Here is a 17939-nt window from a genome sequence, read left to right on the forward strand (position 1 = left end):
GGAGTCACGATCGTCGCGTCTGGGGGAATCAGCGCGGTCACGCCGGCGTCCGACTCCCCGGTCGCGGTGGCAGCCGCAGCACCAGTGCCGTGATCGGCATCACGTGACGGCGGGGCTGCCGGCTGGAAGCCGGAGCGCGCGAGCCGGGTCAGCTCGCCGTTGGACTCGGTCGCGCTGGGACGGGCAGCCGGGTCCTTGGCGAGCATCCACGCGATCATGTCCCACAGTGGCGGCGGGATATCGGCGATGGGTTCGGGTGCGTCCTCCATATGGGCGCGCAGTAACGCGATTGGGTGCGGCGCGGAGAAGGGTGGATGACCGGTCAGGAGTTCATAGAGCATGACTCCTGCGCTGTAGACGTCGGCGGAGGGTTGCGCATGCTCGTGCTGTGCCAGTTCCGGCGCCATGTAGAGCGGCGTCCCGATCGCGCCGGTGAGGCGGGTCAGCGACCGGCCGTGGGCGAGCCTGGCCACGCCGAAGTCCGTAAGCCGCGCTTGCGGATCGTCCGGGTCGGTGAGGTCGATGAGCACGTTCGCGGGTTTGAGATCGCGGTGGACGACGCCGGCCGCATGTACGACCGTCAGCGCACGCAACACCTGGCAGGTCAGGGCGACCGCCGCCGGGATGGTGAGCTTTCCCCGCTCCCGGAGGTACACCCGCAGGTCCACACCGTTGACGAGGTCCATCACGATCGCGAGGGTGTCGCCTTCGACCACGAGGTCACGGACGGTGACAAGATGTGGATCATTGAACCCGAGCAGTACGGACCGTTCCTGGACGAACCTGGCGACGACCTCGGGGTCGTCCGCGAGTTCGCCGCGCAGGACCTTCACGGCCACCTGGCGATCGCCCGCCACCGTGGCCCCTCGCCAGACCTGGCCGAACGCGCCGCGCCCGATTGGTTCGTGCAGCACATAGCCAGAGCCAAGTTTCCGCACGGCACGAGCCCCTTCCCCGGAGAGATCCCACCCATCACACCATCTCGGTGACGGGTGATGTCCAGCCGGATTCGCCGGCACCAGGGTCGTGACTTTTCGTAATTATTTGTAACTCTTTGCATGTGGTCGGATCAGCCTCACCGCGGGGCCATGGTGAGGCCGGTTCAGAGCGCCCGGCCGTCCTCGGCCATGGGCTCGTCCGGCTCGTCCGGCTCATCATCGGCAAGGATCCGGTAGAGCGCCCGGCGGGTGTCCGTGAGAATTCCTTGTGCTGCCTTGATCTGGGCGTCACTGCCGGCCTGAGCGACCTGCATGACGGCTGCGCCCACGCCGAATGCCAGCGACCGCAGGTCGGTGAGACCCTCGTCGGCGGCGGCCGCGGCGGTATCCCAGGGCCTGGGCTCGCCCGCTCGGGCGTCGGTGTGGGCGCGGCCGGCGTCGGTCAGGTGGAATACCCGCTTGCCGTCGTTTTCCTCGGCGCGTACGAGGCCCTCGTCGGTGAGCAGTGCGAGGACCGGGTAGACCGATCCCGGGCTCGGCCGCCACGCTCCCTGGCTGCGTTCGGCCAACTCATTGATCATCTGGTAGCCGTGCATCGGCGCTTCGGCGAGTAGGGCGAGAATCGCCGCGCGGACGTCCCCACGACGGACTTTCGGACCGCGACCGCGGCCGCGGCCTCCGAAGAAGCCTGGGCCGCCTGAACCAAAGCCCGGGCCGAAGCCGAAGCCGAAGCCCGGAGGGACCGGGGGGATGTGTCCGGATCCGCCCGGTCCCCCCGGGCCGCCGTGCCGCCACCCGCCGCGACCTTCGGCGGTGGCCATCCGGGCGTCGTCGAACCGGTGCCCGCCATGCCAGCCATGCCCGCCGTGTCCACCATGCTCGTCGTGCCCGCCGTGTTTGTGGGACCTGCCGTGCCCCCAGGGCCACGGCCCTGGCAGTCCGTGTGTTTCCATGTGATCCTCCTAAGCGGTGTATCGCGTACGCTCACGATATATCGCGATGCACCGTATGGCAACCTCGGGTTCGGGATCTCGCGAGGCTGGGGCTACCGGCACGGCGGGGAAGGCCGGCAACGTCGAAGGCCGGCAACGTCGACTGGAGTCTCCGATGCCGGCCTTCGGTATCACCCTGCCCTGATCACTCGACGGGCCGGTAGTCGTGCGGGTCAGGTGTTGAGCTCTTCGTTGACGAGATGGTTCCAGGTGACCGGTCCGACGACCCCGTCGGCGTTGATTCCGACGCCCTGCTGGAACCCTCGCACCCACGCGTCGGTCAGCGCGCCGAATACTCCGTCCACCGGGAAGGGGTGAGCGGGATCCCCGGCGCGGAAGTTCGCCTGGTCCTGGACGGCACGTACCGCGTCGCCCTTCTCGCTGCGATCGCCCTGGCGGACGACCACGATGAGCCTCGACCAGGTCTGGTCGCCCACTGCGCCGTCGGTCGTAAGCCCCTGTGACGACTGGAAGCCGTGCACCGCTGCTTCGGTTCGTGGTCCGAAATTCCCGTCGATGGCCACCGTGTACCCCTGTACGCGGAGCAGGAACTGTACGGTACGCACCGTTTCACCGGTTTTGCCGCTTTTCTGCATGGGCCAGGTCAGTGCCATGGTCGCTCTCCTTCAGTGCTTGGTCCCTGCGGCGACCTATGGCGGCCACCATCATTCACTGTGAGTAATAATTCTATTCCCATCGGTTGCATTTCGGGGTTGGCGATGACCGTGGCCTGCCTTAGAGCGCCCGGCAGTAGGGGCGTGGATCAAGGAGCGGGGCTGGGGTGCGTGCATCGCGAGGCGGAGGAGGGAGGCACCGGAGGTGTTGGGTGTCGACCGACGACAACGATGCGAGGTGCGTGCCCCAGCCCCGCGACGCCGCGCCCCCTATTGCCGGTCGCTCTTAGGCGGTCGTCTCCTTGTTGATCGTTTCATCGTTGATCGTGTTTGGGGCCGTCCATGGGCGTTGGGCCGGTAGCCGTCGGTGCAACAGAGGCCCGGTCCGTAGCGACAGGTAGGTCAGAGCCGAGGCCGGGATGGGAAGCCAGAAGTTCGCCAGTCGCCAGGTCACTACCCCGAGCAGCGCGATGGCCCGGGTCGTACTGAAACCCACGAGCGTCGGTACGAGTACTCCTTCGATGATCCCGAGCCCGCCGGGTGTGATGGGAATAGCTGCCAGCACGTTGGCGATTCCGTAGGCGATCAGAAGGCCGTCCAGCGCTGTTGCGTGACCATAAGCATACAAAAACACCCATAGGGATGCGGCGTCAAGCAACCAGTTCGCGGCCGCCCACACCGTCGCCTTGATGAGCAGGGGTTTGTCCTTGCCGAGGACTCGAAGGCGATCGGCAAGGGTGCGGATGAGGTCTTCGGCGCTGCTCGGCGACACCCCCGGGAGACGGCCTGCGACGGCACGGACGATGCGGACGGTCCGGTCGCTCCCGCGGGTGAGCAGTGCCACCCCGACGAATATGGCCGCGATCAGCAGCGTCCCGACCGCGGCCGCGGTGCCGTAGATCGGGTTGCCGCCCCGGGTGGGAATGGAGACCAGGAGACCGATCCACAGCATCACGTTCAGGACGACCGCTGAGCCGGCGCCCTGGATCGCGGCGGCGGACACCGCTTCGGATGCACCGACCCCGGCGCTGCGGAGTAGACGGTAGCGAAGCGCGCTCGCGGTGGCGGCACCGCCGGGCAGCATATGGCTGACACCGAGCGACGTCACGTCGATCCGCGCCAGCGTCCACAGCGACGGCCGGCCTTCGCGGGCAAGCACACTGCGGGTCAGCATTGCGTACGCAAGCAGTGACGCCGCTTCCAGAAACAGGCCGATGGCGAGATACGTCGGCTCAACGTCGGACAGTGTCTCCAGGGCCTTGCGTGCGCCTGCGAGTTGTGGCAACAGCGCGTACTCGATGACGAGTAGGAGCACCACCACCGAGGCTCCTCGACGCAGCCACCTCGGCACCCGCACCGACATCACGCATCCATGCTGTCGGAGGCCACGGCTGTCATCCGCGTATTGTTACCGAAATTCACCAAATGATGATGTTTCGGTCGGGTCCGGTGCGTCGGTCATCGGTTCCTCGGGGATCAGCCGGCAGGCGTCGGCGCAACCGGACCATGGGTGGCCGAGGACGGGGCCGTCCGCCACATGGGTGGCCCTGCGAGCTCTCGTGCCGGGGCTCATGGTGACCCGCCGGCGAGCTGCCCTACGGCTGATCCATATTCGCGCACCGGTCCATCATCCCGGAGCTGGATGACCATGCATTCGGCGCGGGTCACTATCGCACCGAGCGTGCCCGGTGGGGGAGGATGGCGGTTACGTTGTGTGTCCTCGGCTCGCTGGTGAAGGAGCGGACCAAGCCTTGCTTGGCTAGAACCTTATACTTCATAGTTGTGAAGTATCGACTTAGCCTCCCCGTGGTGGTCGCATCGTGACTTCCACCTGGCGTGATCCCAGACGCGCTGAGGCGTCCACGGCGCTCGCGACCGTCTATGCGGGCCTCCGCGCCGCCGACGTCGAAACTGAGACGTTGGACTTCAAGGAAGATCAGTCTCGGCGCTCGATGGGCAGCTCGATGACGGCTGGCGGTACTCAACACGAACCGACCGCTCGCGATTTGGCAGACGCCGCGTGCTGTTTCGCGAACGCCCGCGGTGGCGTCGCAATCGTGGGCGTCGATGACAAGGCTGCTGGCCCGGCTGCGTTCATCGGCACTGATCTGAATCCCGAGTGGCTTCGGCATCGCATCTGGGAGCTCACCGATCCGCATCTCGCTGTCGACGTCGAAACGATCTCTGCTGAGGGTGGGGAGCGTTTGCTGGCCGTCGTCGTCAGTGCGGGTCTGACCGCGCATAAGGCGTCCGGCGGCCGATACAAGCATCGGGTCGGAGCGCACTGTGTGGAGATGACCGGTGTGGACCATGCGGCACTGGTTCGCCGCTATGTCGACTGGTCCGCCGAGCTGACTCCGATGCGGTTTGCCGACGTCGATCTGGCGGCCCTCCTCGTGGCCCGACAGGTGTTGCGGGCTACCGAGGAAGCCAGCCGGGTGGCCCTGGCATCCCGACCGGATGAGGAGTTGTTGCGTGCTCTCGGCGTCCTCGACCCGGCGATCGGTAGGTTGACCCGGGCGGGGGCGCTACTGTTTGCGGTGACGGATAACGACCGGTCGCACCTCGACTACATTCGGCGAGTGCGGCCGGGGGCTGATACTCAGGTGCGCCTGGATGAACCGGGCCGATCTCTGCTGGTCGAGTTCAACGAGGTGGAATTCTCCATCCGGCTGGCGAACCAGCGTGTGCACCCGGTGCGGCTGGGAGCGCGGGGGATCGGCGACGCGATTCCCCGCCCCGCGGCACGTGAGGCAATTATCAATGCCATCATGCACCGGGACTGGACCCGGCCGGAAGCAATTACCATCGAACATCTCGGCGATCAGCTTGTCGTCACTTCACCCGGGCGTTTTCCGTCCGGTGTGAACATATCGAATGTCCTGACCACGACGTCACGGCCGACGAATCCGCATCTCGCGAATGTCATGCGGAGCCTGCGGCTCGCCGAGCGCGAGGCGATCGGTGTGGACCGCATGTACCGTGAGATGATTCTCCTCGGGCATCGACCACCGGTGATCACACAGACCACGGACGCGGTTCGCTGTGTGCTCATCGGCGGTAATCCGGTCGAGCCGGTCACCGATCTGACCTCGTTGCTGAGTGACGACGCCCGAGCGGACGTGGATATCGCTCTGATTATTTATCGGCTCCTGGATCATCCTCGGGTGGACGAGGGAGTTCTCGCTCCACTGCTGCAGAAGTCCCAGGAGGAAGCGGCCGAGGCGTTGGCGCGGGCACGGCGCGAAGGCATCGGTGGCAGCTCCATGCTGATCACTTCGATGAGCACAGGCAGAACAGGCTTCCGATTCGGCGACGCGGCACGTGAGCTGCTGGCCGCTCGGCTGCCCTACTTCCGCGTCCCGCCGAAGGAGGCAAAGCCCTTCGTGGTGGAACTGGTCACCGAACAGGGGTCGGTGCGAGCCGGCGATCTCATCGACTGCTTCGGTCTGCGATCGATGCAGGCGTCTCGGGTACTCAGCGAGCTGCGGGACGAAGGGGCGCTCGCCATCGGCTCGGCGAAGACGGTCGGCCAGGGAGTCTTCTACATCGCCGGCCCGCAGTTCCCGGCGGCGGGCACACTGGCGGGGTGGACGTCACGTGGTGGGGGCACAGCACAGTTCTGATCGCCGATGCCGGCACCCGACTGCTCACCGATCCCGTCCTCGGGATGCGGGTCGCGCACCTGCGCCGGCGTGCCGGCGCACGCCCCGCGGCGGCGGCCGTACAGGTGGACGCGGCGCTCGTCTCCCACCTGCACGCCGATCATCTCGACATCCCGTCGCTTCGGCTGCTGCCGCCCACCGTGCCGATCCTGGTTCCGCGCGGCGCGGCGGCCCTGCTGCGCCGCCGGCATCCGACGCTCGCGCAGCGCTGCGTGGAGATGGTGCCGGGGGACCGCACGCGGGTACCGGCGCCGAACGGCGGTGGCGGCCTGGACGTGCTGGCCGTGCCCGCGCGTCACGACGGCTCCCGTGGCCCGTGGTCGCGCCACCGTGGCCCGGCGCTCGGTTTTGTGATCACCGGGACAGCCACGGCCTGGTTCGCCGGGGACACCGCGCTACACGACGCCATGGCCGATCTCGCCCCGCTCGGGATCGATATCGCCCTTGTCCCGGTTGGCGGCTGGGGCCCTAACCTCGGCCCCGGGCACATCGACCCGGCCGGCGCGGTGGAGGCGGTGCGGCGGACGATGCCCGCCGCCGGGACGATGCCCGCCGCCGGGACAGGATCACCCCGGACGGCACCGGGCCCGTCGGCGCCGGCGATCGCCGTGCCCATCCACTACGGGACGCTCTGGCCGATGGGCCTCGACCGCGTGCGGCCCGATCGCTTTCACGAACCTGGACGCGAGTTCGCCCGGCTGGCCGATGCCGCCCGTCTGCCCGCCGAGGTCCGGGTACTCGCGCACGGGGAGTCGGCAACCGCGCCGGGCAACGCCATCCCAACCGCTTCCGCCGACAACGGCTGATCGTCGTCGGCGGCGCGGGCCGCCGGTAGCGACTCCCGGCGCAGCCCGAGCTGTTCCAGCCATCCGACGAGCTGGTGGTGGATCGCGTCCGGTCCCTCGATCGGACCGGCCGGGGCGGGCCAGCCCGCTGGGTAGACGAGCACCGCGCGGGTCTGGTCCCCACCGAGCCCACCGTGGCAGCCCACGAGCTCCTCGAAGGCGGCGACCTCACGGGTTGCCGGGTCCACCCGGCTCACCACGACGATGTCACCGACATGGTCCATCTGCTGGTGGCGAAGCAGGTCCGCGCCGGCTCGCGAGCCGTACCCGAGCAGCGGGTTCTCGCCCTCGACCACTCCGGTGTCCAGAAACATCCGCCCGCGGGCACCGAAGGCGACCGGGCCGTGCCCATGGCAGCGCACGACGACGAACCCGACGCCGGGATGGCTGATCAGGCCCCGAACGAGCGCCGGATGCAGGAACTCCAGGTGTTCGAGATCGGCGCGTCCGGCCACCTGCGGCAGGTAGACCATGGCCAGGTTCCCGGACGCGACAACGACAAGATCTGGTCGTTGCGGGTCGAGTGTGACCTCACGTCTGGACGGGCCCAACGTGACCTGGCCGTCGTCGGTCCGGCGGCGCAGAATACGCCGGCTGGGTCCGTCACCGGTGTCACCGCCGGTGACCTCGGTGAGCAGTGTGTTGACCGGGCCCCAGTCCTCGACTGTGCCGGTGGCGGCGGTCGCGGCGGCACCGGGGGTCAGCAGACCGCGGACGGTGTCGGCGAAGGAGCGTCCGTAGCGTTGGCGAAACGTCGCACCCTGACTCTGTCCATGATCGGAAAGGGCTACGAACGTGTACGGGCGTTGGACGTTCGCCGCAACTCGCTCCAGCATCGCCAGCACCCGGTCGATGCCCTCCAGGGTCTGCAGGGACTCCCGCCGGTTCGGTCCGGCATGGTGGGCCACCTCGTCGTAGTCGACGAAGTCGCAGAACACCACGGGCACGCCACGGGCCATCTGCTCGGCGATGAAGGTGACGTTGAGGTCACGCAGCAGGACGTTGGTCAGCCCGCGTAGCGCGATGTAGGAACCACCGCGCCGGACCCGGGGGAGGATGTTGTCCCGGCGCTGCTTGCGGGCCTGGTGCACTTCTTTGATCATTTCGCCGATGGTGAGGACCAGCGATCGGGCCAGGCCCTGCGGGCTGGCCGCGAACGACGCATACCCACGGGCCCGCCGCCCTGGCAACCCAGCCCGGCTGACGGTGAGCAGGCTGTGTGGGGCGTCCCCGGAGAATGCGTTGCTGATACTGACTCCGCCGTCCGCGAGCAGGCCGCGTCCGTTGCTGAACCGTCGTTCGATTTCGGCGGCGTCGCGTGGCCGATTGGTCACCATAAGACGCCCGGCGTCCTTTTCGTACCAACGGAAGGCGGGTACGTACCGTGACGCTCCGTGCAGGATGCCGGCCTGGCTGGTCGGGGTCGTCGACGGCATTCCCGTGTGCCATTCGATGAACCGGTGCGAGCCCGAGCGGACCCACCGACTCAGGGTCGGTAGGTTCCCGGCGGTCACCGCCCATCGCAGCAGCGGTGCGGACAGCCCGTCGATCTGGATGATGACGACCCCGGGGCCGTCGAACGGGGGACTGTCGTCGCTGCCGTACCGGGCAACCTGGCGCATGACCTCGCCGATGAAGGTCTCGTCGCTGCCCGCATCGGCCAGCCAGCCGACCATCGCCGCGATCACCGCGGTGGTCCAGGCGACGCCGACGGCCGCGCCGAAGCCGCGAAAGCTGACATCCGGTTCGATATGCAGTGCTACATAGATCACGAGAGTCTGTGCGAACAGGCCGATGAAGAGCACCGCGATCCCACCCAGGGCGACCGCGAGCGCAACGAGGACGGGCCGCAGTACCGCGCCGACCACCGCGAGGATGACGACCAGTCGCATCAGCCCGGCGAGGCTGTCCACCTCGATGCCGGGCAGGAACGCGAACGCCAGGCCGAGCGCGAGCCCGCTCGCCACAGCCGACCGGATGACCCGCAGCAGCCGCCGTGGCGTCGGCGTCATCCCGCGCAGCACGACGCCACCGAGGCGTAGTCGTCCGCGCAGAAGTCGGCCGGCACCGGCCAGCCGGGTTCGGCTGCGTCGGGGCAGCATGAACCGCCCCGCTGTGTCCGGGGTGGTGCCCGCGGCACCGGACCGATCCGCAACCATCTCCAGCGCAGACTAACCGGCGTCCACGCGAATTCATGATCATTAAGAAACCGTCAACCGGATGTCCGCCGGGTTGTCGCGAGCTGGACTCCACGAGCGCCCGGCAATATCTCGATCTCGATCTCGATCTCGATGTCAGTGGCGTCGACGGCGACGGCGATGAGGTCGGCGATGTTCGAATGCGGCACCTTCATTCCGGTTCGGCCGTGGCGGATCCTTCGATCGCGCACCATGGGAGACAAGCCCGAACCGTCCGGACGGCTCCGGGGCGCGCTGGCCGGTGCGCGAGGCGATCAAGCCGGGGCGGCGGGACGAGGCGGGGCGGGACGATGCGGCGGGACGAAGGGGGCGCAGGGACGCGGTGAGCGGCACTCGCGCCCCCTCGGGTCCGCACGGCGATGAGTCCGCCTACTCGCGCCACCAATGGGACGGGCCGCTGCGCGTGGTGGTTGTCGTGATCGCCGCATTGTGCTGGCCGGTCACAGTTGCCCTGCTCACCGTTCACGGCACTGTGCAGCAGCCCGACTACTACGAGCGGGTGCTTGCCGACGCCAACGTATATGAGCGCTTCTACAGCGAGGTGCTGCCCGACCCACGGGTCGTCGAAGTCTCCGGTCAGTTCTTCGCCGGTCTCCCGGTGGACCAGTCGGTGCTGACCGCGAATCTGCGGGTCGTTGTTCCGCCTTCGTCGTTACGGGGTGTGGCCGCCAGCCTCGCCGAACGGACCGCAGGGTATCTGGGCGGCAATGGCGACATGCTCTACCTGCGTATCGACCTGCGGCCGGTGCTGGCCAACATCTCCCAACTCGCCAGCACCTACCTGGCCGGCGAGGTGGCCGGTGCCACGACATACCCGGTGGACGACGTGAGTCGGTTCACCGTCGGTCTGCTCAACGCGCTTGATCAGTTGTCCATGGGGCGCCCGCCGGCTGGCGTGCCGTCGATCGGGACGGTCCGGCTCTCGCCCCAGCAGGCTGACCAGGTTGCCGACGTCATTCTTGATCGGGCTGGCAGACTGGACGGCCGCGAGCGTCTGGCCGTGCATGAACAGTTGGTGGCGCTGCTGCGGGCTGGCGACCTGACGTCGGCGCTGGCGGTAGCGGGTCCGCTGGTCTTCCACGGGGACGAGGCGGCCATCGCCGACCTGCGCCGCCGGGTCGGCGGTGGCACGACGCTCGATCTCGGGCCCGCACTCGCCGGGTTGCCCGCCTCGCCGGGTATGTCCGCGGCGCACGCCGTTCACCGACTCGGCTCGACCGGTGTGCTGTTGGCCATCAGTGGGTTCGCGGGGCTGGAACTGGCGGTGCTTGCGGCCGGATGTGTCGTCGTTCGTCGCCATGGCGGTAGCGGCTCGCGGTTGGTGGTCACCGCGCTTGCCGCATCCGGGATCACCGCGCTGGCGGTCGGGGGTGTGCTCCCGAATGTGATCGGTGACCCGCTCGCGGCGTTGACGGGCCCCGCATCCTCGCTCCCGGTGAGCGTGCGGGCGATGCTCGGCGACATCTGGGCGGGTCTGATCGGTCAGGCCCAGCGTCGCTGGCTGGGATTCGCGGCAATCCCATTGGTGGTGGCTGTCGGCCTTGCGATGATCATGTCTGGGATGGCGACGCTCGTCCGGTCGACCGCGCGTCGGCGACGCTGGGAGACGTTGGTGGCAGCGTCGGCGGCGATCACTGCCCTGTGTTGGATCGTCCTGCCCATGCCGGTCGCGCCGGCGGCGCGGATCTGTAATGGTTCGGATCTGCTCTGCAGTCGTCGTTACACCGATGTGGTGTACGCAGCGACGCACAATGCCATGGCCGCCAGCGACGCGCGCTTCCTCGGGGCGGCCCAGGATCCCGATCTGATCGGGCAGTTGAACGCAGGCGTCCGGGCGTTGTTGATCGACGTCCACCACTGGACGCAGCCCGACGAGGTGGAGACGTTCTTCAACGCGCTCCCACCGGACGAGCGCGCCATCCTCGAACCGTTCACGCGTGGCGCCCGGTCCCAGCATGCGGGGCTGTGGCTTTGCCACGACATCTGCCAGCTCGGAGCGCTCAGCCTCGATACGGAGCTGACCCGACTTCGCGCGTGGCTTGACGCGAACCCGACCGAGGTCGTCACTCTGATCATCCAGGACGGGGCGCCCGCGGCCGAGGTGATGGCGGTCTTCAGCGCGGCGGGGCTCGGCCGCTATGCGTTGACCCCGCCCATGGATCCGGGCGGCGACTGGCCGTCCCTCGGTTCGATGGTTGAGAAAAACCGCCGACTGGTCGTGTTCGCCGAGAGCGCCGACGTCCCGGGTTCCTTCTACCGGGGGTTCTTCCGATATGCGGCTGACACCTCGTTCGAGGTGTCCTCGTCCGACGGCTTCAACTGTTCCTTCGGCCGCGGCCCCCGGAAACCAGCCATCGTTCTGATCAACCATTGGATCACCCGGACCGCGAGCAGCCGGGCTGACGCTGCCGTGGTGAATCGGCGGACGTCCCTGCTTGATCATGTGTGGGCGTGTCAGAGCGTACATGGGCGGTTGCCGACGTTCGTCGCGGTTGACTACGCCACCATCGGTGACCTTATCCCGACCGTAGCGGAGCTGAACCGCCGTCCCATAGCGGGTCAGCCACTGGAAGGTCGCGGGTGGGGCTGAAACCGCGGAATCACTTAGAGCGACCGGCAATAGGGGGCGCGGCGTCGCGGGGCCGGGGCGCGCACCTCGCCGCATCGCTCCCCGTCCATCGCTTCGCGAGGCACGGGTACCCCGGCTCCGTCGGTCGACGCCCACAACCAGGGCGCCTCCCTCCTCCGCCTTGCGATGCACGCACCCCACCCCCGCTCCTTCACCCACGCCCCTATTGCCGGGCGCTCTCAGGAGGTTCGATCATTATAAAATTCTGACGTTCATACCATTTCATATGAACTGTGCCAATTGAGTGTGGCGGCGAGTCACGGGAAACCCTAGGATCGGCTTGGTTGCCCGACTGCATGACTCCCGAACGACTACCGCGTAGTTACACAACTGCACATCGATGCCGCTCACACCTGCGCGGGAGAGTCCACGGCACGCCAGCCCGTGGCGCCGAAGGAGCAAGATCTCCCCATAAACTCTCAGGCTGAAGCAACCGCCGGGTCAGGCAGCTCTGGAAAGTGGACGCCGTAGACGTCCCGCCGACGGTGAAAGCCAGGCGCACCGGTCCGCCGGCCGGTTGCGACGGGTGAAACTCTCAGGCAGATGTACAGAGGGGGAGGTCAGCCGCAACCGGCGGGTCCGCCGAGTTGCCCGACCTCTGGAGCGCTTCGACCGTGCATACGAACCCTCCCTCATCCGCAGGCGGTCCGTCCACATCACGATCAACCGTCTCGCTGTCGCCTGTCCCCCCGGCGCCGGCGCCGGCTGCATCCGGGACAGGCCCGGCGCGGGCCGTGCAACCCGCCGCGTACCCGGCCGGGTCGGTGACCGGTGAGATGGTCACCTTCGTGGACCGCCATATCGGTCCGGACGCCGATCAGCGTCAGGCGATGCTCGCCGAGCTTGGCTACGCCAGCCTGGAGGCCCTTACCGCGGCCGCTGTGCCGGCAGTGATCCGCGACAGCGGGCTTGACCTGCCTCCCGCGGTGACCGAGCCGGAGGTACTCGCGGAGCTGCGTCGCCTCGGCAGCCGCAACCGCCGGGTGCCGTCGATGATCGGTCTCGGATACCACCCGTCGGTCATGCCCGGGGTGATCCAGCGCAACGTTCTGGAGAACCCGGCCTGGTACACCGCGTACACGCCGTACCAACCGGAGATCTCCCAGGGACGGCTGGAGGCGCTGCTGAACTTCCAGACGATGATCACAGATCTGACGGGCCTGGCGGTGGCGGGAGCCTCGCTGCTGGACGAGTCGACCGCGGCCGCCGAGGCCATGCAGCTCGCCCGCCGGGTCACCAAGGACCTGGGCCCGAGGTTCATCGTGGACGAGGACACGTTGCCGCAGACGATCGCGGTGGTCCGGACCCGTGCCGAGGCACTCGGTATCGACGTGGTGGTCGCGGATCTGTCAACCGTCCTTCCCGAGCACCTCGCCGAGTCGGCGTTCGGCGTCCTGCTCGCCTATCCCGGTGCCGAGGGCGCTCTGCGGGACCCGCGAACCGTGGTCGAGCAGGCGCGCGACCGCGGGATCATCGTCGCGGTCGCGGTCGATCCGCTGGCGCTGACCCTGCTCACCCCGCCGGGCGAGCTCGGTGCGGACATCGCGGTCGGCAGCACGCAGCGGTTCGGCCTGGGCCTGAGCTTCGGCGGCCCGCATGCCGGTTTCATCGCCGTCCGTAACGGTCTGGAGCGGTCGCTTCCGGGCCGGCTTGTCGGTGTGTCGGTGGACGCCGACGGCCATCGTGCCTACCGGCTCGCCATCCAGACCCGGGAGCAGCACATCCGCCGGGAGAAGGCGACCAGCAACATCTGCACGGCGCAGGTGCTGCCGGCGGTGCTGGCGTCGATGTACGCCGTCCATCACGGTCCCGACGGCCTGACCGCGATCGCCGAGCGGGTGCACGACCACGCGGTCCGCCTTGCCACCGGACTTCGTGCCGGTGGCGTCCAGGTCGTCCACGACTACTTCTTCGACACGGTGCTCGCGTTCGTGCCGTCCCGGGCGGCGGAGGTTGTCGCCGCGGCGCTCGCCGGCGGGCTGAACCTGCGGTTGGTCGATGCCGACCACGTCGGTGTCTCCTGCAACGAGACGACGCTGGACGCGGACCTGCACGCTGTGTGGGCGGCGTTCGGCGTCCCGGCGTTGCCGCTGCCCGCACATCCCACGATGCCGGGTCCGGATGCCGGCGCCATAGCAGGCACAGCGGGCCCAGCGCTGGTATCCGGGCTGCCAGCTGGGCTGCCAGCTGGATTGGCAGCCGCGCTGGAGCCCGGCGGCAGCGTCGGCCCGGGTGCCGGCTCGGATGGCGGCACCGATGTCGACACGGCGATTCCGGCGGAGCTGTCGCGTACCACCGGCTATCTCAGTCACCCGGTGTTCCATCAGCACCGGTCCGAGACGGCCATGCTGCGCTATCTACGCCGTCTCGCGGACAAGGACCTCGCGCTCGATCGTGGCATGATCCCGCTTGGATCCTGCACGATGAAGCTCAACGCGACGACCGAGATGGCGGCGGTGACCTGGCCGGACTTCGCCGACATCCACCCGTTCGCCCCACTGGACCAGGCCGCCGGCTATCTGGAGCTGATTGGTGATCTCACCGAGTGGCTCACCGCCATCACCGGGTACGCGGCCGTGTCGCTCCAGCCGAACGCGGGCAGCCAGGGCGAGCTCGCCGGACTACTGGCGATCCGCGCCTACCATCGTGACCACAATCCGCCGGATGCGCCCACCCGTGACGTCTGCCTGATCCCGTCGTCGGCGCACGGGACGAACGCGGCCAGCGCAGTCATGGCCGGGATGCAGGTCGTCGTGGTGGCCTGCGACACCGGCGGCAACGTCGACCTGGCCGATCTGGCCGCCAAGGCCGCGGCGCACTCCGACCGGCTTGCCGCGCTCATGGTGACCTACCCGTCGACGCACGGTGTCTATGAGGAGGGCATCGGGCGGGCGTGCGATCTGGTGCACTCCTGCGGCGGCCTGGTCTATGTGGACGGCGCGAACCTGAACGCCCTGGTGGGGCTGGCCAAGCCTGGGATGTTCGGTGCGGACGTGAGCCACCTGAACCTGCACAAGACGTTCTGCATCCCGCACGGCGGCGGTGGCCCGGGGGTCGGTCCGGTCGCGGTGGTCGAGCGGCTCGCGCCTTACCTGCCCAATCATCCGCTGCTGCCGGATGCGGGGCCGCGCACGGGCATCGGAGCGATCAGCGGGGCGCCATGGGGGTCGGCGGGCATCCTGATGATCCCCTGGGCGTACATCCGCCTGATGGGCGCGGACGGCCTGCGCCAGGCCACGTCGGTGGCGGTCCTCAACGCCAACCACATCGCCCACCGGCTGGCGTCATCCTTTCCCATTCTCTACACCGGGCGTGATGGCCTGGTGGCGCACGAGTGCATCCTGGACCTACGCCCGTTGACGAAGCGGACCGGGGTGACTGTGGAAGACGTGGCCAAGCGCCTCGTCGACTACGGTTTCCACGCGCCGACGATGTCGTTCCCGGTGCCCGGGACGCTGATGGTCGAGCCGACCGAGAGCGAGGACCTCGCCGAGATCGACCGGTTCTGCGATGCGATGATCTCGATCCGGCGGGAGGCCGACGAGGTCGGCAAGGGCACTTGGCCCGTCTATGACAACCCCCTGCGCAACGCCCCGCACACGGCCTCGGTGCTGGTCGCCGACGAGTGGGCGCATCCGTACCCGCGCACCGTCGCGGCCTATCCGGTCGTGTCGCTACGCACGTCGAAGTACTGGCCGCCGGTCCGCCGCATCGACGGTGCCTATGGTGACCGCCACCTGTTCTGCACCTGCCCGCCCATGCAGGCCGGTGCCGACCTGGACAGCAACGCTGGCCCGGACACCGCCAACTGACCTCGCCGCCGGCCCGGACAGCACCCCCGCCGGCCCGGATTCGACCCCCGCCGGCTGACCCCGCCGCCGACAGCACCCCGCCGGCCAGCCACTAGCGATCTTTTGAGGTTTGTAACATCAACAAGGCCGATTTTGCCGTACAAACCTCGAAAGATCGTGGATCAACAAGCCGGATTCGTCATGGGGACGGTGGACGGTGGACGGTGGACGGTCAGGCGAGGCCGAGGACGTCGATGAGGCGGCGGGCGCCTGCGCCACCGGAGTCGAGCGCGATCGCCAGTGCCCGAGGCACGTCCAGATCGTCGCGCAGCGCCGCGTCGACCGCGTCGACCACGGCGACAGGAGCCGCCGGGTCCGGCGCGGAGCGGGCACGCCCGGCCGCGACATACAGCTGGTCGAGGGTGTCCTCGACTCCCGTCAGGGCTGACTCGTGATAGTCCCAGGCGTCCTGCCAGCCTCGGGCGAGGCACAGCAGGCGGACGGCGGCCGGGGTGTGCCGGTCGAGCAGGTCGTCGACGAGCGTCAGGTTGCCCAGCGACTTCGACATCCTGATGCCGTCGACTCGGACGGAGCCGACCTGGAACCAGGCGCGGGCGAACGGTGCCACCCCGGTTGCGCGCTCGGCGAGCAGACTCTCCACCGCGTGGTGGGGGAAACGCAGGTCCGCACCGCCGGCGTGCAGGTCGACGCTGGAGCCGAACGTGTTGAGCACCATCGCTGCGCACTCTGCGTGCCAGCCGGGCCGCCCCGGACCCCACGGGCTCGGCCAGCTCACCCCGCTCTGGCCGATGCCTCGCGAGCCATCGACACCGGCTTCTCTGATGCTGCTGTCGCTGTCGCCGGCACGCCAGACCGCCACGTCGAGAGGATCATCGCGCTGCGGGTCGTCCGGGTCGTCGTTGAACTCGGCGGCGAGCGCGACCGCCTCGTCCATGCCGAGGCCCGCATGGGCTGCGGCGTCGGCGGTGCGCGCGTAGACGGTGCCGTTGCGCAGATACGCGTGGCCGCCAGCGAGCAGAGCCTGCCCGAGCTCGATCACATGGGTGACGGACGCGCGGGCGGTCGGTTCGTGGTCGGGCGGGCGGACGCCGAGCGCGGCCATGCTCCGGTCGAAGGCAAAGCGCCCGATCGCGGCGACCTGATCGTAGGGCATGCCGACCCGGCGGGCCTCGGCGAACATCGCGTCATCCACGTCGGTGATGTTGCGTGCGACTTCCACTCGGACGCCCACACTCCGCCAGACCCGGACGGCGAGATCCGTCCACAGGTAGGTGGACGCGTGACCGAGGTGCGTGACGTCGTAGGGAGTGATCCCGCAGACGTACACCCGGGCCCGACCGACGATCGGCAGTGCGGCGCCGTTGAGCCGCAGGGGATCCCGGGAAAGCGCTGCGAGGGCATCCATATGGTCAGGGTGCCACCTTTCACCTGCCGTCTCATCTGATGGCCGGTGCCGGCTGGCATAGGCGATCGTGTTGGACCGGCCGCGTCGCCCCGCGGCCGCAGGGACGTGTCACGGACAGGTTTCCTCGACCTTGACGACGTTGAAGGTGACCGGGGTCCCGAGGGAGTAGGGCTTACCGGCGGCCGGGGACGTCGAGCAGATCTTCCAGTTGCTTTCGACAACTACCGGACGGTGCCCACCGGTCGCGTCGTGCAACGTGATACTCGCGTTGCTCCCGAACGCCGGCCGGACGGCGTTGAGCGAGCGGCCGGTGAGGTTCGGCATGGTCGTGCCGATACTCGGAATGGTCGTGGGCACCGATCCCGCCGCCGGGCACGACTCCTCGAGCTTGACCACGCCGAAGTCGACCTTGGTGCTGACGGGATGCGTCCCGGCGGCGGGGGACTGGTCGCAGACCTGCCAGTCCCGGTCGAGAATCTGGTGGCGACCGCGGCCGAGCGCGTCATGAGATGTCAACGTTGTGAAGCTGGCCGCCTGCGCGGTGTCCTGGGCGAACTGGAGACCCTTGCCGACCAGATTCGGCAGGGTGCCCGTTGCGTCCGCGCTCGTGACGGAACCCGGTCTCGGTGTGCTGCCGGCGTGTCCCGAGCTGACGCCGCCGTTCGGACCGCCGCCGCTGGGACCGCAGCCGGTCAGGGCGAGCGCCGCCGCCGCTGGGAGTGCGACGACCGCGAGGAGCGCGACCGCGGACCGATCGCGGTACCAGGTCGGCGCCCGCGACTGCGATCCTCCACGCGACCGCCACCGATGTATCGACACATCATCAGGATGATGCCTGCGG

General features: G+C 68.6%; 11 protein-coding genes, 1 pseudogene and 2 riboswitches. Of the genes and pseudogenes, 4 read left to right on the forward strand and 8 right to left on the reverse strand.

The genetic code is table 11. The annotated features are described in order from the left end of the window. The 4 genes from U9978_RS06265 to U9978_RS06280 all read right to left on the reverse strand — a co-directional run. Nucleotides 1-938, reverse strand: a 938-nt coding sequence (locus U9978_RS06265; RefSeq protein WP_322760095.1) for a serine/threonine-protein kinase, incomplete at its 3' end; no start/stop codon positions are given. 164 nt (nucleotides 939-1102) lie between these two features. Then, a complete protein-coding gene (locus U9978_RS06270) occupies nucleotides 1103-1891 on the reverse strand; it encodes a PadR family transcriptional regulator (protein ID WP_322760096.1) in 789 nt (262 codons plus the stop codon). A gap of 212 nt (nucleotides 1892-2103) precedes the next feature. After that, nucleotides 2104-2544, reverse strand: a complete 441-nt coding sequence (locus U9978_RS06275; protein WP_322760097.1) for a peptidoglycan-binding protein — start codon at nucleotides 2542-2544, stop codon at nucleotides 2104-2106. A gap of 286 nt (nucleotides 2545-2830) precedes the next feature. After that, the gene (locus tag U9978_RS06280) at nucleotides 2831-3865 is read right to left on the reverse strand and encodes a YbhN family protein (protein ID WP_322760098.1); all 1035 of its coding nucleotides are present in this window, start codon (nucleotides 3863-3865) and stop codon (nucleotides 2831-2833) included. Between the two features lie 499 nt (nucleotides 3866-4364). Between U9978_RS06280 and U9978_RS06285 the strand changes: the two genes are divergently transcribed. After that, nucleotides 4365-6170, forward strand: coding sequence for an ATP-binding protein (locus U9978_RS06285; RefSeq protein WP_322760099.1), 1806 nt, complete (start codon nucleotides 4365-4367; stop codon nucleotides 6168-6170). After that, entirely contained in the window at nucleotides 6134-7015 is an 882-nt protein-coding gene (locus tag U9978_RS23975; protein WP_416210867.1) for an MBL fold metallo-hydrolase, read from the forward strand. The genes U9978_RS06285 and U9978_RS23975 overlap by 37 nt, the downstream gene beginning before the upstream one ends. Before the next feature lie 821 nt (nucleotides 7016-7836). Here U9978_RS23975 and U9978_RS23980 read toward each other — a convergent pair. Then, a pseudogene (locus tag U9978_RS23980) lies at nucleotides 7837-9213 on the reverse strand (phage holin family protein); the annotation flags it as partial. A 53-nt stretch (nucleotides 9214-9266) separates the two neighbouring features. After that, on the reverse strand, nucleotides 9267-9401 hold the full coding sequence (locus U9978_RS06300) for a hypothetical protein (protein ID WP_322760101.1): 135 nt from the start codon (nucleotides 9399-9401) through the stop codon (nucleotides 9267-9269). Between the two features lie 173 nt (nucleotides 9402-9574). On the opposite strand from U9978_RS06300, the gene U9978_RS06305 reads away from it, so the two are divergent. Together U9978_RS06305 and gcvPB are read left to right on the forward strand one after the other, a co-directional pair. After that, nucleotides 9575-11842 carry a hypothetical protein gene (locus U9978_RS06305; RefSeq protein WP_322760102.1) on the forward strand — a complete coding sequence of 756 codons (2268 nt, stop codon included), beginning with the start codon at nucleotides 9575-9577 and terminating at the stop codon, nucleotides 11840-11842. 386 nt (nucleotides 11843-12228) lie between these two features. Next, nucleotides 12229-12327, forward strand: a riboswitch (glycine riboswitch). 3 nt (nucleotides 12328-12330) lie between these two features. After that, nucleotides 12331-12434: riboswitch (glycine riboswitch) on the forward strand. Between the two features lie 223 nt (nucleotides 12435-12657). Next, nucleotides 12658-15693 (forward strand): aminomethyl-transferring glycine dehydrogenase subunit GcvPB, encoded by a 3036-nt coding sequence (gene gcvPB / locus U9978_RS06310; RefSeq protein WP_322760180.1) that lies wholly within the window; start codon nucleotides 12658-12660, stop codon nucleotides 15691-15693. A gap of 211 nt (nucleotides 15694-15904) precedes the next feature. On the opposite strand, the gene U9978_RS06315 is transcribed toward gcvPB, so the two are convergent. Both U9978_RS06315 and U9978_RS06320 read right to left on the reverse strand, forming a co-directional pair. Next, nucleotides 15905-17098 carry a cysteine--tRNA ligase gene (locus tag U9978_RS06315; protein WP_322760103.1) on the reverse strand — a complete coding sequence of 398 codons (1194 nt, stop codon included), beginning with the start codon at nucleotides 17096-17098 and terminating at the stop codon, nucleotides 15905-15907. A 108-nt stretch (nucleotides 17099-17206) separates the two neighbouring features. Continuing rightward, nucleotides 17207-17917 carry a hypothetical protein gene (locus tag U9978_RS06320; RefSeq protein WP_322760104.1) on the reverse strand — a complete coding sequence of 237 codons (711 nt, stop codon included), beginning with the start codon at nucleotides 17915-17917 and terminating at the stop codon, nucleotides 17207-17209. Nucleotides 17918-17939 lie beyond the last annotated feature (22 nt).

It is taken from the genome of Protofrankia sp. Cr2 (genome assembly GCF_963555885.1).
Taxonomy (GTDB): Bacteria; Actinomycetota; Actinomycetes; order Frankiales; family Frankiaceae; genus Protofrankia.

Excerpts from the sequence above, each read along its gene's own strand:
- U9978_RS06270 (WP_322760096.1), bottom strand. The coding sequence starts at position 1,891 with ATGGAAACACACGGACTGCCAGGGCCGTGGCCCTGGGGGCACGGCAGG.
- U9978_RS06275 (WP_322760097.1), bottom strand. The coding sequence starts at position 2,544 with ATGGCACTGACCTGGCCCATGCAGAAAAGCGGCAAAACCGGTGAAACG.
- gcvPB (WP_322760180.1), top strand. The coding sequence starts at position 12,658 with ATGGTCACCTTCGTGGACCGCCATATCGGTCCGGACGCCGATCAGCGT.
- U9978_RS06315 (WP_322760103.1), bottom strand. The coding sequence starts at position 17,098 with ATGGATGCCCTCGCAGCGCTTTCCCGGGATCCCCTGCGGCTCAACGGC.